This is a genomic window from Psychroflexus planctonicus (genome assembly GCF_014640195.1).
Taxonomy (GTDB): domain Bacteria; phylum Bacteroidota; class Bacteroidia; order Flavobacteriales; family Flavobacteriaceae; genus Psychroflexus; species Psychroflexus planctonicus.
Window position 1 is genome coordinate 164,622 of sequence record NZ_BMGM01000005.1, and the last position, 19,921, is coordinate 184,542.

At 34.5% G+C, this 19,921-nt stretch carries 18 protein-coding genes; 9 read left to right on the top strand and 9 right to left on the bottom strand.

Annotation, left to right across the window (positions count from 1 at the left end):
• Positions 1-40 precede the first annotated feature (40 nt).
• The 5 genes from IEV72_RS06835 to trhO form a co-directional block, all read right to left on the bottom strand.
• Positions 41-1,030 carry a ligase-associated DNA damage response exonuclease gene (locus IEV72_RS06835; RefSeq protein ID WP_188458356.1) on the bottom strand — a complete coding sequence of 330 codons (990 nt, stop codon included), beginning with the start codon at positions 1,028-1,030 and terminating at the stop codon, positions 41-43.
• A 117-nt stretch (positions 1,031-1,147) separates the two neighbouring features.
• A complete protein-coding gene (locus IEV72_RS06840; RefSeq protein ID WP_188458357.1) occupies positions 1,148-3,466 on the bottom strand; it encodes a penicillin-binding protein 1A in 2,319 nt (772 codons plus the stop codon).
• Positions 3,466-3,954: a gliding motility lipoprotein GldH gene (locus IEV72_RS06845; protein ID WP_188458358.1), complete on the bottom strand. Its 489-nt coding sequence runs from the start codon at positions 3,952-3,954 to the stop codon at positions 3,466-3,468. The genes IEV72_RS06840 and IEV72_RS06845 overlap by 1 nt, the downstream gene beginning before the upstream one ends.
• A complete protein-coding gene (locus IEV72_RS06850) occupies positions 3,944-5,227 on the bottom strand; it encodes a PSP1 domain-containing protein (RefSeq protein WP_188458359.1) in 1,284 nt (427 codons plus the stop codon). Before IEV72_RS06850 ends, IEV72_RS06845 begins: the two co-directional genes overlap by 11 nt.
• Before the next feature lie 224 nt (positions 5,228-5,451).
• On the bottom strand, positions 5,452-6,516 hold the full coding sequence (gene trhO / locus IEV72_RS06855; protein ID WP_188458360.1) for an oxygen-dependent tRNA uridine(34) hydroxylase TrhO: 1,065 nt from the start codon (positions 6,514-6,516) through the stop codon (positions 5,452-5,454).
• A gap of 395 nt (positions 6,517-6,911) precedes the next feature.
• Between trhO and recA the strand changes: the two genes are divergently transcribed.
• The 6 genes from recA to IEV72_RS06885 all read left to right on the top strand — a co-directional run bounded on the left by recA (position 6,912) and on the right by IEV72_RS06885 (position 11,977).
• The gene (gene recA / locus IEV72_RS06860; protein WP_188458361.1) at positions 6,912-7,931 is read left to right on the top strand and encodes a recombinase RecA; all 1,020 of its coding nucleotides are present in this window, start codon (positions 6,912-6,914) and stop codon (positions 7,929-7,931) included.
• 135 nt (positions 7,932-8,066) lie between these two features.
• The gene (locus IEV72_RS06865; protein ID WP_373283997.1) at positions 8,067-8,567 is read left to right on the top strand and encodes an RNA polymerase sigma factor; all 501 of its coding nucleotides are present in this window, start codon (positions 8,067-8,069) and stop codon (positions 8,565-8,567) included.
• Positions 8,568-9,941 (top strand): outer membrane beta-barrel protein, encoded by a 1,374-nt coding sequence (locus IEV72_RS06870; protein ID WP_188458363.1) that lies wholly within the window; start codon positions 8,568-8,570, stop codon positions 9,939-9,941.
• An 86-nt stretch (positions 9,942-10,027) separates the two neighbouring features.
• The gene (locus tag IEV72_RS06875) at positions 10,028-10,957 is read left to right on the top strand and encodes an HU domain-containing protein (protein WP_188458364.1); all 930 of its coding nucleotides are present in this window, start codon (positions 10,028-10,030) and stop codon (positions 10,955-10,957) included.
• Positions 10,958-11,004: 47 nt separating this feature from the next.
• Positions 11,005-11,514: an acyl-CoA thioesterase gene (locus IEV72_RS06880; protein WP_188458365.1), complete on the top strand. Its 510-nt coding sequence runs from the start codon at positions 11,005-11,007 to the stop codon at positions 11,512-11,514.
• Positions 11,515-11,533: 19 nt separating this feature from the next.
• Entirely contained in the window at positions 11,534-11,977 is a 444-nt protein-coding gene (locus tag IEV72_RS06885) for a hypothetical protein (protein WP_188458366.1), read from the top strand.
• 93 nt (positions 11,978-12,070) lie between these two features.
• Here the strand turns inward: IEV72_RS06885 and rpmA are convergent, their stop codons facing one another.
• From rpmA to IEV72_RS06900, 3 genes are all read right to left on the bottom strand, one after another.
• Positions 12,071-12,331, bottom strand: coding sequence for a 50S ribosomal protein L27 (gene rpmA, locus IEV72_RS06890; RefSeq protein ID WP_188458367.1), 261 nt, complete (start codon positions 12,329-12,331; stop codon positions 12,071-12,073).
• A 23-nt stretch (positions 12,332-12,354) separates the two neighbouring features.
• Positions 12,355-12,867 (bottom strand): 50S ribosomal protein L21, encoded by a 513-nt coding sequence (rplU, locus tag IEV72_RS06895; RefSeq protein WP_188458368.1) that lies wholly within the window; start codon positions 12,865-12,867, stop codon positions 12,355-12,357.
• A gap of 136 nt (positions 12,868-13,003) precedes the next feature.
• Positions 13,004-13,444 carry a DUF4199 domain-containing protein gene (locus IEV72_RS06900; RefSeq protein ID WP_188458369.1) on the bottom strand — a complete coding sequence of 147 codons (441 nt, stop codon included), beginning with the start codon at positions 13,442-13,444 and terminating at the stop codon, positions 13,004-13,006.
• 180 nt (positions 13,445-13,624) lie between these two features.
• Here IEV72_RS06900 and IEV72_RS06905 point away from each other — a divergent pair, with 180 nt between their 5' ends.
• Together IEV72_RS06905 and IEV72_RS06910 are read left to right on the top strand one after the other, a co-directional pair.
• Positions 13,625-14,950, top strand: coding sequence for a M16 family metallopeptidase (locus IEV72_RS06905; protein WP_188458370.1), 1,326 nt, complete (start codon positions 13,625-13,627; stop codon positions 14,948-14,950).
• 1 nt (position 14,951) lies between these two features.
• Positions 14,952-17,018, top strand: coding sequence for a M16 family metallopeptidase (locus IEV72_RS06910; RefSeq protein ID WP_188458371.1), 2,067 nt, complete (start codon positions 14,952-14,954; stop codon positions 17,016-17,018).
• 424 nt (positions 17,019-17,442) lie between these two features.
• On the opposite strand, the gene IEV72_RS06915 is transcribed toward IEV72_RS06910, so the two are convergent.
• A complete protein-coding gene (locus tag IEV72_RS06915; protein WP_188458372.1) occupies positions 17,443-18,600 on the bottom strand; it encodes an AI-2E family transporter in 1,158 nt (385 codons plus the stop codon).
• Between the two features lie 193 nt (positions 18,601-18,793).
• On the opposite strand from IEV72_RS06915, the gene IEV72_RS06920 reads away from it, so the two are divergent.
• Positions 18,794-19,921, top strand: coding sequence for an efflux RND transporter periplasmic adaptor subunit (locus IEV72_RS06920; RefSeq protein ID WP_188458373.1), 1,128 nt, complete (start codon positions 18,794-18,796; stop codon positions 19,919-19,921).

The following is a 19,921-nucleotide window of genomic DNA, read 5'->3' on the forward strand; positions in this document are numbered from 1 at the left end:
GGGAGTTCTTTAAATTCCCCCTTTGGGGATTAGGGGGATCTTAATCTTCATTCTCTTCGTATTGTGTTTTTTCAGTTCTAGCGTCGTAGCCAAGTTCGCGTAAATATTTAGCAAAAATATCGGTGTAACCATGGGTGCAAATTACTTTTTCGCAACCCGTTGCTTTAATGGAATTGATGAGTCCGTTCCAATCGCAGTGATCACTTAGTACAAATCCTTTGTCGATTGCACGGCGGCGTCTTGCTCCTCTGAAGGTCATCCAACCGCTAGCCGAAGCAGTAACATAAGGCGTCATTTTTCTGATCCATGTGCCGCCGTGAGCACTAGGTGGCGCTAAAACTAAATTTCCGTTTAATTCTACTTTGGTGGTTTCCCTAGTAATTAAGTGTGTTGGCGGGAAATCTACTAAACTTCGCAAGACTTCCGTCATATTTTCGATAGCGCCATGGGTGTAAATTTTTCCAATTTCAGGATTGAGATGCTTCAATAAGCGTTGGGCTTTTCCTAAGGAATACCCAAACAAAACTGAAGTTCTACCATCGGCTTGATTTTGTTTCCACCATTGGTTGATTTCTTCAAAAACTTCGGCTTGGGGTTTCCATTTAAAAGCGGGTAAACCAAAGGTACATTCGGTGATGAACGTATGGCAAGGGACAGCTTCAAAAGGCGTACAAACTCCATCGGCTTCATCTTTATAATCGCCAGAAAACACCCAAACTTCCCCTTTGTGTTCTACTCTAACTTGAGCGCTTCCAATAATGTGGCCAGCTGGATGCAAACTGAATTTTACATTGTTAATGGTAAAACTTTCGCCATAGGCTTTGCTCTCAATGTTTACTTCTCCTAAGCGATGTTTTACAATAGGTACGTTATCGTGATGTGTAATGTATTTTTGATGTCCCCAACGGGAGTGATCTGCGTGACCGTGGGAAATAATCACTTTATCCACAGGCTTCCATGCGTCGATGTATACATCTGCCGCTTCGCAATAAATGCCTTTAGAATTGAAAGCCAATAAGGGAGTTTTCATGCAACTAAAGTAAAGAAAGTAGCATGAATGTTTGTTGATAAAAAGCTAAAACTAAAAAATAGAGCCTTACTTTCTGGCTAAGTCTTTTTACTAATGAGACGGTCAATTTTTGAAATTTTAATTAAAGCCAAACTCAAAGTCTTCTTCATATTTATCGCTATCCACATCTTGTAACTGGTCGCATTCTATAGGAATAGTTAAGTTTTCTGGTTTCTCAAATGCTTCATCAGAAACTTCTACATCTTCATTTTCGTATAAATCTTTCATATACATTCCCCAAATAGGCAATGCCATAGTAGCTCCTTGTCCGTAAGTGATGGAAGGAAAACGCACTGAACGTTCTTCGCCACCAACCCAAACTCCAGTTACTAAATCGGGAACCATACCAATAAACCAACCGTCGCTTTGGTTTTGTGTGGTTCCTGTTTTTCCAGCAATATCATTTTTAAAATCGTATGGATAACCTGTTACAGCGCGTTGATAGTCTATTCTATTTTTAGCGTATTCTGAATTAGTTTTCAGTCGTACTCCTGAACCAAACTTGGTCACTCCTTCTAATAGGTTTACAACAACGTAGGCTGTTTCTTCGCTAAGAACATCTTTGCTTACTGGCGAATGTTGATATAAAATAGTTCCGTTTCTGTCTTCAATTCTAGTAATCATGAATGGTTCTACGTAAACACCTTTATTAGCAAAGGTTCCGTAAGCAGAAACCATTTCGTAAACGCTTAAATCTGGAGTTCCTAAAGCAATAGACGGATAAGGATCCATATCTGAAACATCAACGCCTAAAGCATCGGCCATATTAATTACTTTTTCTGGACCTGTTTTGTCGATTAAACGAGCTGTAATAGTATTTACTGATTCAGCTAAAGCCTGTTTTAAAGTTTTGTTCCCGCCATATTTATCGCCAGAGTTAGATGGTGTCCAGTCGTCAATAAGTCCGTGTTTTCCTTTAGGTATGGTATATAACGTGTTGGGAAGTTGGTAACAAGGCGAATAATGAAGTTGGTCTATTGCTGTGGCATATACAAAGGGTTTAAATGTAGAGCCAACTTGTCTTCTTGCTTGTTTTACGTGTTCGTATTTAAAATATTTATAATTAATACCACCAACCCAAGCTTTTACTTCTCCAGTTTGTGGTCGCATAGACATCATTCCTGTGTTTAAAAAAGATTTGTAGTAGCGTATAGAATCTTTTGGGGTCATAATGGTGTCAATTTCGCCTTCCCAGGAAAAAAGCTTCATCTCGACTTTTTGATCAAATATTTTAGCGATAGAATCTTCAGAAATACCACGGTTTTTTAGTCGTTTGTAGCGGTCAGAATTTTTAATTCCTTTATTTAAAATTCGGTTTACTTCAGCTTGGTTAATACTTCTAAATGGAGCTGTTGAATTGTTTTGATTTTGACGGTTAAATTCTTTTTGAAGTTTTGTCATGTGTCTTTTAACAGACTCTTCTGCTGCGCTTTGCATGTCTGCATCAATAGTAGTAAAGACTTTTAATCCGTCTTTATAAATATTATACATTGTTCCGTCAGGTTTCGGGTTTTTCTCTACCCAATCGCTTAAGAAATCTTTCAAAAATTCTCGAAAATAAGTAGCTGTACCATCGTCATGTTGTTCTGGTGTGTAGTTGATGGTTAATGGAAGTTTTTGTAATGAATCTTTTACAGCTGTGCTTAAGTATTCATTCTTTTCCATTTGTTTAAGCACTTGATTTCTTCTTTCTAAGGAATTTTTCTTGAAGATTTCTCGATATGGATTGTATAAAACAGGATTTTTAAACATGGCCACTAAGGTTGCGGCTTCTTCCACTTTTAAGTCTTTAGGTTCTTTGCCAAAATATACTCTGGATGCTGATCTAATGCCATGTGCGCCACGAGTAAAATCGAAAACATTAAAATACATGGTAATGATTTCATTTTTGGTGTATTGTCTTTCTAGACGTATTGCAATAACCCATTCTTTTATTTTTTGAATAATTGCTTCTGATATGTTTCTAGAACGCACTCCAGTAAACAATTGTTTAGAAAGCTGTTGCGTAATAGTACTAGCTCCACCTTTACTTCCTAAAAAAATAGCTGCTCTTAGTGTACCGCGTGCATCTATTCCTGAATGCGAATAAAAACGTTCATCTTCTGTTGCAACTAAGGCTTGTACTAAATGTTCAGGTAAATCTTCAAACTTTACTGGTGTTCTATTTTCTAAAAAATACTTTCCTAGGGTTTTCCCGTCTGATGAAATTACTTCCGTGGCAAGGTTGGTTTCAGGATTTTCAAGTTCATCGAATGTTGGCATAGGCCCGAGCGCTCCCCAACCTGCTAATAAAAATAAAAATACCACAGCTAAAATGCCAAATGCAAAAAGTGCCCAAAAATATAATATAAATTTTTTGAAGCTCTTTTTCTTTTTAGGGTTTGGTTTCTTTTTCATTATAAATTCTGAATTTCTTCAATTTGAATACCAACGTCTACAACTCCTTTTAATTGCTCTAAAGCTTCCACTTCATTCATTTTTCTCATGGCTTGTCTGAGCTTAAAAATATATTGGCCTTTTTCGTTAAATTTTACCTTTTCTTTTAACCAAAGCTTGTTTTCGATTATACTAGAACCCTTACCAATAAAAGTACCATCGTTATTTGCCATTGGATATTCTAGTGTATCTATCACAACTTTACCGTTGGGAAATGTAATGCTTGAAATGAGATAGATATTTTTAAATTCGTACTCTAGGTTATTTCTGAGCGAAATAAATACGTTGTAAGTTTGCGTAGTATCTTTTGCTGAAAAATTAAAGTTTAATGTATCGTTTTTATGCCATTTTCCGCCTGTAGATTCATATTTAGAAAATACGTAATCTTGGTCTTGACAAGATGCTAAACAGATTATGAATCCGAATAAAAGAAAAACTTTAGTTGGCATTATTGGTATTGTTTTTATTCGTGTTTTTGTTATTGTTTTTATTTCCCTTGTTTCTAGGTGGTCTTTTTTTTCCTTTTGAAGCAGGTTGATTAGAAGTTGGCTTTTGCCCAGATTTACTAGCTTGCTTCTGGTTTGGATTGGTATTTGGCTTTCTACGTTTTTTACGTTTTTTAGTTTTGGGTCTATCAAAACGAGTTAAGCTATCTTGCCCAACAACATTTTCGTAATTGGCTTCAATTTTTACTTCTGGCTCTTCTGCTTTAAAGTCTTCAAGGCTTTCAACAGGATCGTTATTTTTTTGAGCTTCAATTATTTCAAGTACTTGTTCTAATTCAATTTCAATCCAGTTGCCGTAATCTCCTTCATAAGCATACCAAAATTTCTTTTGAAAAATATCTATTTTCTGGCAAACTGCTTTTCCCTTTTTGGTGATGAGTTTATCTTCAAATTTGGGAAAATCTTTGATGGCGTCTAAATACGTATCTAACTCGTAATTCAAACAACATTTTAACTTTCCGCATTGACCAGCAAGCTTTAATGGGTTTAAGGAAAGTTGTTGGTAACGTGCCGCTGAAGTTTTTACCGTTCTAAAATCGGTTAACCAAGTTGAACAACACAATTCTCTTCCGCAGGAGCCAATACCACCAAGTCTTGCCGCTTCTTGACGAAACCCAATTTGTTTCATTTCAATTCGAGTTTTAAACTCGTAAGCAAATTCTTTAATCAGTTGTCTAAAATCTACCCTTGATTCTGCTGTGTAATAAAAAATAGCTTTTGAAGCATCACCTTGAAACTCAATATCGCTAATTTTCATTTTTAATTTTAAACGAATGGCAATTTCTCGCGAACGTTTTTTTACGGCTTCTTCTCTGTCTTTGGCTTCTTGCCAAACATCAATATCTCTTTGAGTGGCTTTTCTATAAATTTTGGGTAAGTCGTCAGCGTAAGGATCTTCCTTTTTCTTTTTCATCTGTACTTTAACCAGCTCGCCAGTTAAAGTTACAATACCAATATCGTGACCTGGTGAAGCTTCTGTAGCTACCACATCTCCCATTTGTAAAGTAAGTGATTCTGTATTTTTGTAAAACTCTTTACGGCTATTTTTAAAACGGACTTCTACTACATCAAAAGGTTTTTCTCCGTTTGGCAATTCCATATTAGAAAGCCAGTCGAAAACAGTTAATTTATTGCAGCTATCTGTACCACAGGTTCCGTTATTTTTGCAGCCTTTCGGCGATCCATCTTTTCCACTTGAGCAACTTGCACAACCCATACTTCATTATATATATTGAAACACTAGCTTTTAGCTGTGTTGACTATTCATATTATTAAAAAGGTAAAGATACCAAATTATTGTAAGCTGCATTAGTTATTTTGAAGTTATGGGGTTTACCATAAAGTACAGCGCTGTTATGTAAAGCAAAAATGAAAAAAATAGCGCCATTTTTAAAACAAAATGGCGCTGAAATAAATTATGTTAGCTTGTTGTATGCTGTATTAGTTTCCTTGAAGTTGTAAATCTTGTGCTTTCGATTTTTTAAATTTTAAATTTTCTGATCTTCCTTTTTTGAAAATATGATTGCTATTTTGTTTCCCTGCTCTTAATTTCTTTTGTTCTTCGTAAGGAAGTTGAATTATTTCTTTACAGTGATCTGAGCAACATTTTTGCATTTCGTTAGCGCAATCTTCACATTGAATAAACAACAAATGGCAAGCATCATTGGCGCAGTTAACATGTGTGTCGCAAGGATTTCCGCATTGGTGACAATGAGCGATAACTTCATCAGAAATTTTTTCGCTCATGCGATGGTCAAACACAAAGTTTTTCCCTAGAAACTTATTATCTAATTTCTTTTCTTGTACTTGTCTAGCGTATTCAATAATGCCGCCTTCCAATTGAAACACTTTTTTAAAGCCTTTGTGTTTGTAGTAAGCGCTAGCCTTTTCGCATCTAATTCCGCCAGTGCAATACATCACTAAGTTTTTGTCTTCTTTATGATCTTTCAAGTCTTTTTCAATGATATCTAAAGAGTCTCTAAAGGTATCTACATCTGGTGTAACTGCATTTTGAAAATGACCAATTTCACTTTCGTAATGGTTACGCATATCTACTAAAACCGTGTTTGGGTCTTCTATTAATTTATTAAAAGCTTCAGCATCAACATGAACTCCTTTGTTGGTTACATCAAAGGTTTCATCGTTTAAGCCATCTGCTAGTATTTTATTTCTTACTTTAATTTTCAGCTTTAAGAATGCCATGTTGTCTTGTTCGATGGCAATGTTTAGCCGGATGCCTTCTAAGAAGCTAATGCTATCTATAAAAGATTTGAATTCACTAAAGCGCTTAGCGGGAACTGAAAGTTGAGCGTTAATGCCTTCTTTAGCAACATAAATTCTACCTAATACATCCATTTTATTCCAATGTATAAAAAGGTAATCTCTAAAAAGTTGTGGATTTTTTACGTGTGCGTATGTATAAAAAGATAGCGTTAAGCGGTCTTCACCAGCTTTTTCGATAAGCGCTGCTCTTTCCTTCGCACTTAATTTATTGTACAGTTGCATGCTATACTAATTTTAAGTTAGGAAATTTTTGGCAAAAGTAAGGCTTTCATAGAAAAGAAAAAAGCCCCGCTTAGATGCGAGGCTTTTTTCTTTTTAAAATTTAGATGTTGTTCAAAACAACAAGGGTGGCTAATTCGTTGTTATACATTTCAATTTAAATTTTAATAAATACTAAATTCATGTATAACGTCAGCCACCATCTATTTTGCAGCCGCTTACACTTGCGAAAAAGCAGGTGATGCCTCGGCTATTTGTAAAACATATTTTTATTGAAAACTTCATAGTTTCTTATAATAAAGATGATCTTATTTAAAAAGGTTGCGTGGGTAAATTAAAAATAAAAAAAGTTGTACTTTTACCCTAGTTGAATACAATCTTACATAAAAAAAAACGAAATGAGCAAAGACAGCAGTGAGAAAGATGCAAAATTAAAAGCTTTAAAATTAACCCTAGATAAACTAGACAAAACCTACGGAAAAGGTACTGTGATGAAAATGAGCGATCAAGCCGTTGTAGATGTAGATGCTATACCATCTGGATCTTTAGGTTTAGATATTGCTTTAGGTGTAGGCGGTTATCCGCGCGGAAGAGTGGTTGAAATATATGGCCCAGAATCTTCTGGTAAAACAACTCTTACATTACACGCTATTGCTGAAGCACAAAAAGCAGGTGGTATTGCAGCTTTTATAGATGCAGAACACGCTTTTGACAGAACCTACGCTAAAAGTTTAGGAATTGATATAGATAATTTAATTATTTCTCAGCCCGATCATGGTGAGCAAGCTCTAGAAATTGCTGAGAATTTAATTCGCTCAGGTGCTATAGATATTGTAGTAATTGACTCAGTTGCTGCGTTGACGCCAAAAAGTGAAATTGAAGGCGAAATGGGAGATTCTAAAATGGGTCTTCATGCTAGATTAATGTCTCAAGCCTTGAGAAAAATGACTTCTACCATAAGCAAAACCAATTGCTCTGTGATTTTCATTAATCAATTGCGAGAAAAAATTGGTGTTATGTTTGGCAACCCAGAAACAACAACGGGAGGAAATGCCCTAAAATTTTACGCATCTGTACGTTTAGACATCAGACGTTCTACACAAATTAAAAACAGTAACAGCGATGTTATGGGGAACAAAACCCGCGTAAAAGTGGTGAAAAACAAAGTTGCTCCACCATTTAAAATGGCAGAATTTGACATCATGTACGGCGAAGGAATTTCTAAAGTTGGAGAAATAATTGATATTGGTGTTGAGTTTGACATTGTAAAAAAAGCAGGTTCTTGGTTTAGTTATGAAGATACCAAACTTGGTCAAGGAAGAGATGCTGTAAAAACTTTACTGCTTGAAAATCCAGATTTAATGGATGAGCTGGAAGAAAAAATTACCGCTGCAATTAAAGGAAAAACCAAAGCTTAAACCCAAAAAAGCCGTAAATAGTTCACGGCTTTTTTTCAACTTGCACGCAACCAATTTAAAATCAAACATCTACTAAATAGTAACAATATATTGTTGGGCTTAAAAAAACTTATAAAAGGCTGTGTTAAAGGCGATTTGAAGTCGCAACGCAATCTTTATGAGCTGTTTTCTCCTCAGCTTTTTGGTTTATGTATGAAGTATTCCAGAAATAAAGCCGAAGCAGAAGATAATTTACAAGATGCTTTTATTTGCATTTTAGATAAAGTAAGTCAGTTTAAGCACAAAGGTTCTTTTGAAGGTTGGATGAAACGTATTTGTATAAATACTTGTCTGGCCAAATACCGAAAACAACAATTGTTTGCTTTAGTAGACGAAGAAAATATTGAAGACCATCGAGTGGAAGAATATCATGAAGAAATTCCACTAGATTTTTTATTAGGTTGTGTGCAAGATTTACCCAACAGATACAGACTGGTTTTTAACCTGTATGTTTTAGATGGTTATGCGCACCAAGAAGTTGCCGATATGCTAGGAATTACAGAAGGTACTTCAAAATCTAATTTAGCTAGAGCTAGAGCCATTTTAAAAACTAAAGTTGAAGCATACCAAAAACAAATTAGAGAAGTAGGACCGTAAATGAGTGACCATAATAAACATATAGACCGAATCTTTCAGGAAAGTTTCAAAAATTTTGAAGCACAACCTTCCGATGCTGTTTGGAAAAAAATTCAAAGGCAAGTCCAGCCTAAGAAAAATCGTTTATTGCCCATTTGGTTTAAATATGCCGGTATTGCTGCTTCCTTGGTATTAGCCTTTGGTTTAGGATATTGGTTACAGCCAAATCCAACAAATCAGGCAGCTTCATTTACAAACCTTAATGAAGATGATGCCAAAATTGAATTGCAAACCGAGTTGAGTACTAATTTTGAAAGTGCAAACCAATTGCTCGATCAACTTGTTAACCAAACTGCTTTTTTAACTGAAAATCCCGAAAATCCTGTTTTATCTGAAAATTCAGTAATTGCAGCTTCAAAGGCTTCGAAAGAGCATAAGCTTCAAACCGAAGAAATGGCTTCAACAAAAACTGCATCGTTCAACTTAGTTGATGCTGCTTCAGATGAGAATGACAATGCATTTTTAGCAGATATTTCAACTGTTTTAAATGAAGTTTTTCAAACCAACTATAACACTTTTAATAAGATTTCAAATGAAATCGCTTCAACTGAAGATAAAATAACATCTGCCAAAGAAGATGAAGAAAATAACAAGCAATTTGATGAATTTTTTGAAGATACAGAAGAAGTAGAATCTACATCAATAAAAAAATGGTTTTTGAAACCAGTCTTGTCTCCTATTTTTAATTCGGGGAACAACGCATCTTCAGCTTTAGGACAAGAAGTTGCAAACAATGCTTCAAGTGGAGACGTAAGTTTTTCTTACGGTATGCAAGTGGGTTTCAAATTAAACAACAAATGGAGCATACGTACCGGTATTAACCAAGTAAACACTTCTTACACTACAGAAAATGTGGTTTACGCACCATCCGCAAGTGCTTTTATGCCAGAAAATGTTAGTGCTGTTCATGGTTTATATGGCCAAGAATATTACAGTACAAATTTAGCATCTGGTGACAATAGAATTTTTTCACAAGAAGGCAGCTTAAACCAGCAAATGAATTTTGTTGAAATTCCATTAGAAGTAGAATATGCCGTTTTAGATGGTAAATTTGGAATTAGTTTAACCGGTGGAGCCAGTACATTTTTATTAACCGACAATGGTTTATTAATGAACACTTCTAATGGAAACATAAATATTGGTGAAGCACAAAACTTAAACCAAACCAGTTTTAGTACAAATGTAGGCTTAGGGCTAAACTATCAACTCAGTAAGAAACTAAGGTTTAATGTAGAGCCAGCTTTAAAATACCAAATCAATACATTTCAGGGAAGCAACCTAGACTTTAACCCCTACTTTTTTGGCGTATATTCTGGACTTCAGTTTCAATTTTAAAGCTTCTACAAACAAACTAATCTAAATTTTTCGTTGTTTCAGTTAATATTGTTTAATTTACACTTACGAAATTAAGCAAGGCTAAAATGAATATTACACTACATATCAAAGCTTTACTTTATAGGCATGATTGTGTTATTGTTCCTGGATTTGGTGCTTTTCTAGCTCAATTCCAGTCGGCAAAAATAAATACAGAACAAAATTTAATACTACCACCAAGTAGGTTAATTCGTTTTAATGCGCAGCTTCAAAATAACGATGGACTTTTACTAAATTATTTAGAAAGCAAAGAAGGTTTAAATTATGTTGAAGCACAAAATGCAATCAAAAATTTTGTTGATGATGTTGAAGCAACATTAGCAAATCAAGGGAAAGTAGTTTTTAAAGACTTGGGAGAATTCACTTTTCAAGAAGAAAATAAGCTTGTTTTTGAGCCCTACAACACCAATTTATTATTAGCATCATTTGGCTTAGGTAATTTACATAAGCAAGCTATTTCAAGGCAAGCTAAAACAAATTCAACAGAAGAAGAAGAAATTAAGGTAGTAGAACTTTCTACAACTAATAACACTTCAAAAGGCTATTTAAAATATGCAGCAGTTGGCATTTTGACTATTGGTCTTGCCAGTGCTTTAGGCTTAAATTGGTACACCAACGATGTAAAGAAACACAATTTACAGGTGCAAAATGAAGTTCAACAACAAATGCAAAGCAAAATAGAAAATGCTGAATTTTCTATCACAGAACCATTGCCTAGCTTACAAATTGAAACTAAAGTTGCTGAATTACCCAAACACATTCACATTATTGCCGGTGCATTTCGAGAAGAAGCTAATGCAGAAAAAAAATTGAGACAGCTTCAGCAAAAAGGATTTGAAGCAGAGTTGGTTGGCGTAAACAAATACGGTTTACATCAAGTGGCTTTCGCTAGTTTTAATGATGCAGATCAAGCAAAACTTCAACTTCAGGAAATTAAAGAAAAGCATTTAAAATCAGCTTGGTTATTGATTCAGTAAAAAGTTAGAATCTAACGGCTAAGGTTTATCTTTGCAAAAAAATTAGCATGGAATTAAAAACCCCAGAAGAATCTAAAACAACGCTTACCGACTTGGTATTACCTAGCGAGACCAATCCTTTAAATAACCTTTTTGGTGGAGAGCTTTTGGCTAGGATGGACAGAGCAGCAAGTATTGCAGCAAGGCGTCATTCTAGAAGAATTGTAGTTACTGCTTCTGTAAATCACGTAGCATTTAACAAAGCTGTTCCTTTAGGAAGCGTGGTAACTGTCGAGGCCAAAGTATCAAGAACTTTTAAAACTTCGATGGAAATTTTCTTAGATGTTTGGATTGAAGATCGAGAAAGCGGAAGAAGAACTAAGGCAAACGAAGCTATTTATACTTTTGTGGCTGTTGATGATATGGGAAATCCTGTTCCTGTTCCACCAATTGAACCACAAACCAAACTAGAAAAAGACCGTTTTGATGCCGCTTTAAGAAGAAAACAGTTAAGTTTGGTTTTGGCTGGAAAAATGCAACCTAGCGAAGCAACCGAATTAAAAGCCTTATTTGAATAAACACTAAAAATTTTAAATTATGTATGAATCAATTAAAATAGTACACTCGTATTGGGCTTATTTGGTAGTCTTGATCTTGTTTTTAGCATCGCTTAATGCCATTATAAAATTAGTTTCAAAAAAACCTTATGAAGCAAAAGATTTTCGGATTTCGCTTTTTGCACTTATAGTAAGCCACATTCAATTGCTTATAGGCTTTATTCTATATTTTATTTCGCCTTATTTTGATGCTTTTTCAAACCAAGGTATGGGAGAAATTATGAAAAATAGCCAGTTAAGGCTTTATTTAGTTGAGCATCCATTAACGATGATTATTAGTATAGTATTAATTACTGTAGGATATTCTAAACACAAAAAGAAATTGTCTTCAGCTCCTAAATTTAAATTACTGAGTATTTTTTATACGCTTGCATTATTGGTGTTGTTAAGCAGAATACCTTGGAGTGCTTGGTTGAATTTGTAGAACTCAATTATATATTTCTATAACACACAAAAAACCCGAGTTGTTTTAATCAACTCGGGTTTTTTAAACTTTAAACTTAAGAGTTAAGAATTATTAAGCCTGAAAAGGCTCAATAGAAACATAAGATTTATCTTCTTTAGTTTTCTTAAACTTAACAATTCCGTCCACTTTTGCGTGAAGGGTATGATCTTTACCAGCGTAAACATTTTCTCCTGGTCTATGAGCGGTTCCGCGTTGTCTAACAATAATGTTACCAGCAACTGCAGGCTGTCCGCCAAAAATCTTAACGCCTAAGCGTTTTGATTCTGATTCTCTTCCGTTTTTAGAACTACCAACACCTTTCTTGTGAGCCATTTCTTTAGATTTTTAAATTAATATTATTTGCTAAGTGCTTCCATTAATTCTGCTTTTTTCAAAGTAGAGTAACCTTCTAAACCACGCTCTTTAGCTAATTTTTTTAAATCAGCAACAGTCATGCCTTCTAAATCTGCACTATCTCCTTTTGGCGCTTCTGCCTTTTTAGCTTCTGCTTTAGGAGCTGCTTTTTCTTCTTTCTTTGGAGCTGCTTTTTGCGCACCAGAAGCAATAATTTCTTCAATTACTACTTGCGTAAATGCTTGTCTGTGTCCGTTTTTCTTGCGGTATCCTTTACGTCTCTTTTTCTTAAAAACGATAACTTTATCGCCTTTTAAGTGCCCTAAAACTTTCGCTTTAACTTGAGCACCTTCTATAGCCGGGGCGCCGATTGTTGTATTTTCACCATCCATCAACAACATTACATTGTCAAAGCTTACTACATCTCCTTCTTCAGAAGCTAAGCGGTGAACATACACTTTCTGGTCTTTCGCAACTTTAAATTGCTGCCCTGCCATCTCTACAATTGCATACATAGTGTATAAGTTTGAAATTAATTTTTAAAAATGTCTGCAAATATACTGCTAAAATTTGAAACTACAAATTTTGTTTTCAAGGCATAATTTACTAAAAATGAAGCTATTTTGGTTTTGAAATAAGCAGTAAGTAACTTTACTTTTTCAATTTATTTTTAAAGAGTTGCATAAATGCCAAAGTAAGCACAACTGTAGTAGCTAGCCCCATCAACAATACAATAAACGAAAAGGTAGCAATGCCAACATCGTAATGATTGGCGTATTCTGTAACTAACTCGTCTAAAAAAGTAGGCTCTAATTCTGTGGCATATATAGACATGAAAATGGTAAACAAAATAGATGCTATAAAGCCCGTAATTAATCCTGCAGAAAAACCGGTTGTGTAATTATAGTCTTCCCCAGTTTCTAATCTTCTATATCGGATGGCTTCAAAAATGGCAAAACCAGTAATTACTCCATTAAATAGACTAAAAAATGGATTGGTGTGCAAACCAAATAAAGAAAGGATTAAAAAGTAAGCTATTAAAGATGTAGTTAATGCAAATGCAAAACGTACAGGTAGTGTAAATTTGTTCATTTGTTATATTTTTATCGTAAAGTTAAAACATTCTTTAATTTTTTAAACTAAATACTTGTTAATTTTGAAATATGCCTAATTTTGAAAACTTTAAGAAGTAGCTATTCAAAAAAACTTCCATATTTGTAACAAATTATGAAAGTAACATACTTATCAACTAACAAATTAAATTTATTTAAAATGACAAAAAAAATTAGCTTATCTGTCATTGCCGTATTACTTTCCGTTGTTGGGTTTGCCCAGCAAGTGGATTATGAGTTATACACCCTAGACAATGGCTTAGACGTAATTCTTCATCAAGACAAAACTGCACCTGTTGTAACCGTTGGTGTAATGTACCATGTTGGTGCAAAAGATGAAGTAGAAGGAAGAACAGGTTTTGCTCACTTTTTTGAGCATTTGCTTTTTGAAGGAACCGAAAACATCGAGCGTGGAGAATGGTTTGACATTGTTTCGGCAAATGGTGGCCAAAACAACGCAAACACCACTTTCGACAGAACTTATTACTACGAAACATTCCCATCTAACAATTTAGAATTGGGACTTTGGATGGAATCTGAACGCATGTTGCACCCTGTAATTAACCAAATTGGTGTAGATACGCAAAATGAAGTAGTAAAAGAAGAAAAAAGAACTCGTGTAGACAATGCTCCTTATGGAAAAATTATCTACTCGACAGGAATTAATCCATATTTGTTTGAAAAGCATCCGTACAAAGGTTCTGTTATTGGAACTATGGACGATTTGGATGCAGCTGAATTAGATGAATTTCTTGATTTCTTCGATAAATTTTACGGACCTAACAATGCAACTTTAGTGATTGCTGGAGACATTGAGTTAGACCAAACTAAAGAATTAGCCGAAAAGTATTTTGGAAGCATTCCTAGAGGAAAAGATGTTTCTCGAATTAAAATTGAAGAAGAACCAATTGAAAAAACTATTGTTGCAACTGAGTACGACGATAACATTCAAATTCCTGCTAAAATATTTGTATACAGAACACCAGGAATGGGAGATCGTGACACCTATGTGTTAGACATGATTTCTTCTATTTTAACCGATGGAAAAAGTTCTAGAATGTACAAGCGCTTAGTAGATGATGAAAAAATTGCATTACAAGTACTAGCATTTGGGAATACCTTAGAAGATTATGGTACTTATGTTATGGGAGGTTTAGCTATGGGCGATGCAGACTTAAGTGAACTTGGCACAAGCATCGATGATGAAATTGAAAAGTTAAAAACTGAATTGATTTCGGAAAGAGAATACGAAAAGCTTCAAAACAAATTTGAAAACCGCTATGTAAGTTCAAATGCAAGCATACAAGGAATTGCATCATCTTTAGCTACTTACCATGTATTGTATGACGATGTGGACTTAGTAAACAAAGAAATTGAAATTTACAGAAGCATTACCCGTGAAGAAATTAAAGAAGTAGCAAACAAATATTTAAACGCTTCTTCTAGATTAGATTTAGATTATTTACCAACACCAAAGGATCAATAAAATGAAAAATAAAATAATAATAAGCCTATTTTGTCTTTTTGTAAGTGCTTCAATTTTTGCACAAATTGACCGCTCGCAAATGCCTAAACCAGGACCTGCACCTAGTATTAATTTGGGGGAACCTGAAACCTTCACGTTAAGAAATGGACTTAAGGTTTTAGTGGTAGAAAACAATAAATTACCTAGGGTTACTGCAAGAATTCTAACCGATTTACCACCGAATTTAGAAGAAAAACCAGGTACATCAGATTTACTATCTGCTTTAATGGGAACAGGTACCGAAAACATCAGCAAGGATGAGTTTAACGAAGAAGTAGATTTTCTTGGTGCCAGCATTAGCTATGGTTCTTCCAGTGTGTATGCTAGCTCGCTTTCTAAATTCTTCCCTAGAGTGGTAGAATTGATGGCAGACGGTTTAATGAATCCTGTTTTTACAGAAGAAGAATTAGAGTCTGAAAGAGCTAAAATGATTGAAGGTATAAAATCGAATGAGAAAAATACACCTGCCATAACTAGCTTAGTTTCATCTGCGCTTACTTATGGTCAAGACCATCCTTACGGACAAGTGGAAACCATAGAAAGTGTAGAAAGCATTTCCTTAGATGATATCCAAAAATTATACAACGAAAACCTTACGCCAGAAAAAGCTTATATGGTAGTTGTTGGAGATATTTCGAAGCGAAAAGTAAAAAGGTTAGTTAAAAAGCATTTCAAAGAATGGGATAAAGTTGAAATTCCTGAAAACAACTTAGTTGTTCCTGAAGATGCAGAATTTACACAAATTAACTTGGTTGATATGCCCAACGCGGTACAAAGCCAAGTTACCGTTCAAAACTTAGTAGATTTAAAATTAGGTGACGAAGATTACTTTGCTGTATTAATCATGAACGATATTTTAGGTGGAAGCTTTGGGAGCTACTTAAACATGAACTTAAGAGAAGATAAAGGGTGGACGTATGGCGCAAGATCAAGCGTTGGTACAAGTCGCTACCCAATGTCATCGCGTTTTAGTGCATCAAGTCAAGTTAGAAATGCTGTTACCGACAGTACAGTGGTAGAAATGCTAAGAGAAATTGATAAGATTAGAACTGAAGACGTAGATGCTCAAAAACTAGAAGACGTTAAAAAGAGTTTTGCTGGAACTTTTGTATTGCGATTAGAAAATCCTGGTACAGTAGCTAATTATGCATTAAATATTGAGTTAAACAATTTACAAGAAGATTTTTACGAAGATTATTTGAAAAAAATAAATGCAGTAACAATTGAAGATGTAAAACGCGTAGCAAATAAATACATCAAACCAGAACACTTGCGTTTTGTAATCGGTGGAAAAGGTTCAGATATTGCTTCTGGCTTAGAAAATATTGAATACAATGGAAAAACAATTCCTGTGATGTATTTCGATAAAAAAGCAAACCAAGTTGAAAAACCTGAGTTCTCTAAACCTATTCCTGATGGAGTTACCTTAGAAACGGTCTATGCAGATTATATTGAAGCTATCGGCGGAAGAGAAAAAGCTGAAGCCTTAGAAAGTGTGGTTATGAAAGGAAATGCAAACTTTCAAGGAACAAGCCTAAATGTATTGATGAAAAATACCGCAGATGGTAAAATGTTACAAAGCATTACCATGGGTGCAATGGCTATTAATAAAACTGTTTTTGATGGAGAAAAAGGCTACACTGAAGCTCAAGGACAAAAAATGGAATTTGAAGAAGAGCAAATTAAAGCTCAAAAGAAAACAGCAAGTATTTTTCCTGAACTAAAGGTAAATGAAGAAGCTGAGCTTTTAAATATTCAAGACCTAGACGGTGAAGATGCTTTTGTTGTTCAACTTTCTGAAACTGTAAAAGAATACTATTCTGTTGCTAGTGGCTTAAAGTTAATGACAGCAACAACCATGAAACAAGGAGAACAATCTTTTACAACTACTATAAAGTACGAAGATTATACAGAAGTAGATGAATTAAAGTTCCCTTTCAAGTACATCCAAGATATTGGACAAGAAATCATCATTAATTTTGATGAAATCTTATTGAACAAAGAAGTTTCTGACGAAGATTTTAAATAAATCTAAAGTACTTTAGATTTTAAAAACCCCTGCAAATTGCGGGGGTTTTTTGTTTTATAACACAAACAACTTAAGTGCTAAGCTAATTTGAGTATATAGTTAAATAAAATTTCTATTTAGGTTTAAAAGCATACTTAGCATTACAAATTTCTTGCTTTTTTTAAACTAAACCAGCGCTTAACAAGTAATTTTCTTTTAAATGTGAAAAAGAAAAAGTAACCTAAATAACCAAAAATCAAAACAATAAAGAACCATAAAAACAGATTGTGTTTTCTTTTGAATTTCAAGAACCGTAACTCAAGCAAAAACAAGACCAGCAATAGAAAATGTGTAATTAGTAAAAAATTCAACTATACGGTATCTTAAAAATTGTCATTGTAAAATCACCTTTCATTTAGAAAAGACAACTGCGCTTAACCAGAATTTAATCTTCAGTCTTCTCTATTTCTGAGTCTGTAGTTTCTACTGCTAAATTGGTTTGACTAGCTTCATCTAAATTCCGCTTTTCAGCCGCTTTTAAATCATCTCCCAAAATTTTAGACCAAGGTCTTAAGTGTTCTACATTTTCAAAAATAATTTTCAAAATGGCTACAAACAGAATCGATAAAAACATTCCAGAAATTCCCCACAACGCACCACCAAAAAATACAATTACAATCGCTACAAACGCATTGATCGAAACTTGAGATGAGACCACTTTTGGTACAACAAAGTAATTATCGAACAATTGAATGCCTGTGTATGCAGCAGCAATAATTACCGGTGTGGTTAAGTCGTCACCACCCGTAAGCATGTACATGACAATGGGTAGAGCAACTCCAATTATTCCTCCGATGTAGGGAATTAAGTTCAAAATAGCACAAATTATTCCTAGTAAAATGGCATATTCTAAACCAATAATTAAATAAGCAATGGAGTTTAAAATACCAATAATCACCATTTCTAGCATTAAACCGACCACATAACCTTGTATGGCAGACTTCGAGCTTTCTAAAATAGAATGTACTTTTTCTTGCTCCTTATCATCAAAAACTTCATAAAAGAAATTGACAAACAAGGGCTTGTAAAGCAAAAACATGAAAATGTAAATAAATACTAACAATATATTGGTCAGTAAAGTTAAAATAGAATCTAAAAAAGTACCGATGTAATCTTTAGACTTATCAACTAAATTGTTCAATGCATCAGATTGAGCTTGTTGGTCAAATCCCAAAGAATGGGTTACCCACAATTGCAAATTGTCCTTTATTTCTGTGCCTCGCTCTTTAAATTGGTCTCCATATTCAGCAAAACTTGACACTTGTGTATACATAAAAGAAAGCAGACCAATAACAACGCCTAATGCCAACAACAAACTGAGCATTATAGCTACTATTTTCGGCACTTTCCAACGCCTTAATCTATTCACTATGGGGTTGAGCAGAATGGCAAACATCAATCCGAAACTAATGGGAATTAATACACCACTCAATAAATTTAATACATAAAAAAACAAGCACACACCTATCAAAACAAAGGTGGCACGCATGTAAAAAGGTTGAGAAACAATCTTGATTAGATTTAGGTTGGTTGATTTGCTCATGTTGGTTTGTTTTCAACAAAAGTAACCATAATATCTTGTCAAGCTATTCTTCTAAATAAATTACAATTAACGCTTCTTTTGGTTTTGATGTTTTCGAACTCAGTATTTTTACAAAAAAAATCGAATTTTTTAATTTACTCTTGTAGTTCTTTACTCGAAAAGGAATTTTATTTTGAAAGTTTACAAAACTTCTATGAACCTATTTAAAAAACTGCCTTTCTATAGCTCTGCTCTTGTTTTTATTCTGCTTCTAAACATTTCTTGCGAAGAAAAAGAACAACAAAACACCAAAAAACAAGTTCAAGAATTCCCTGTACTTACTATTGAAACTAAAGACGTAACTACCCAAAAAAAATATCCAGCTGTTGTTGAAGGTGTAGTAAGTAGTGAGATTTTTGCTAAAGTTCCTGGGTACATTACCGAAGTGCATGTAGACCAAGGCGACAAAGTAAGCAAAGACCAGTTGCTTTTTAAACTGGAAACCCAATCATTAAGCCAAGATGCCGAAGCCGCAAAAGCAAGAGTTAGTTTGGCTCAGGTAGAAGTAAACCGTTTAATTCCCTTAGTTGAAAAAGACATTGTAAGCGCTGTACAGTTAGAAAGTGCTAAAGCCAATTTGCAAGATGCCAAAAGCAATTTACAAAGTATACAAGCCAACATTGGCTATGCCAAAATAAATAGTCCAGTAAACGGAGTTGTGAGTAGAATAAACTACAGAAACGGAGCTTTGGTAAGTCCACAGGATGCAATGCCATTGACTCAAGTATCTCAAATTGAAGAAGTTTTTGTGTATTTTTCGATGAATGAAAAGAATTTTCTAGATTTTATTGATGAAGCCGATGGAAAAAGCATGCAAGAGAAAATTGAAGCTTTCCCAGAAGTAGAATTAATTTTATCCAACGGAAGAACCTTCAACCAAAAGGGAAAAATAGAAGCCATTTCGGGTGATGTAAATCAAAATACGGGAAGCTTGAGTTTTAGAACCCGCTTTCAAAATCCAGAAGGAATTCTGCGAAACGGAGCCAGTGGTACTATAGCCGTTCCTTCCAAATACCACAACAAAATTGTAGTGCCTAAAGTGTCTACTTTCGAGCGCCAAAACAGGCGTTTTGTTTTTGTAGTTGAAAAGGATTCCATCTACGAAAAAGCAATTGACGTACAAGATGAAACCCAAGCCGTTTTCGTTTTGAAGAACGGACTTGAAGCAGGAACCAAAATCATGGGAAAAGGGGTAAATCGAGTAAAAGATGGCGACAAAATAAAACCGAAAGAAGTAAGTTTAGAAGAAATTACCGATTCATACGAAACGGTATTCAAATAA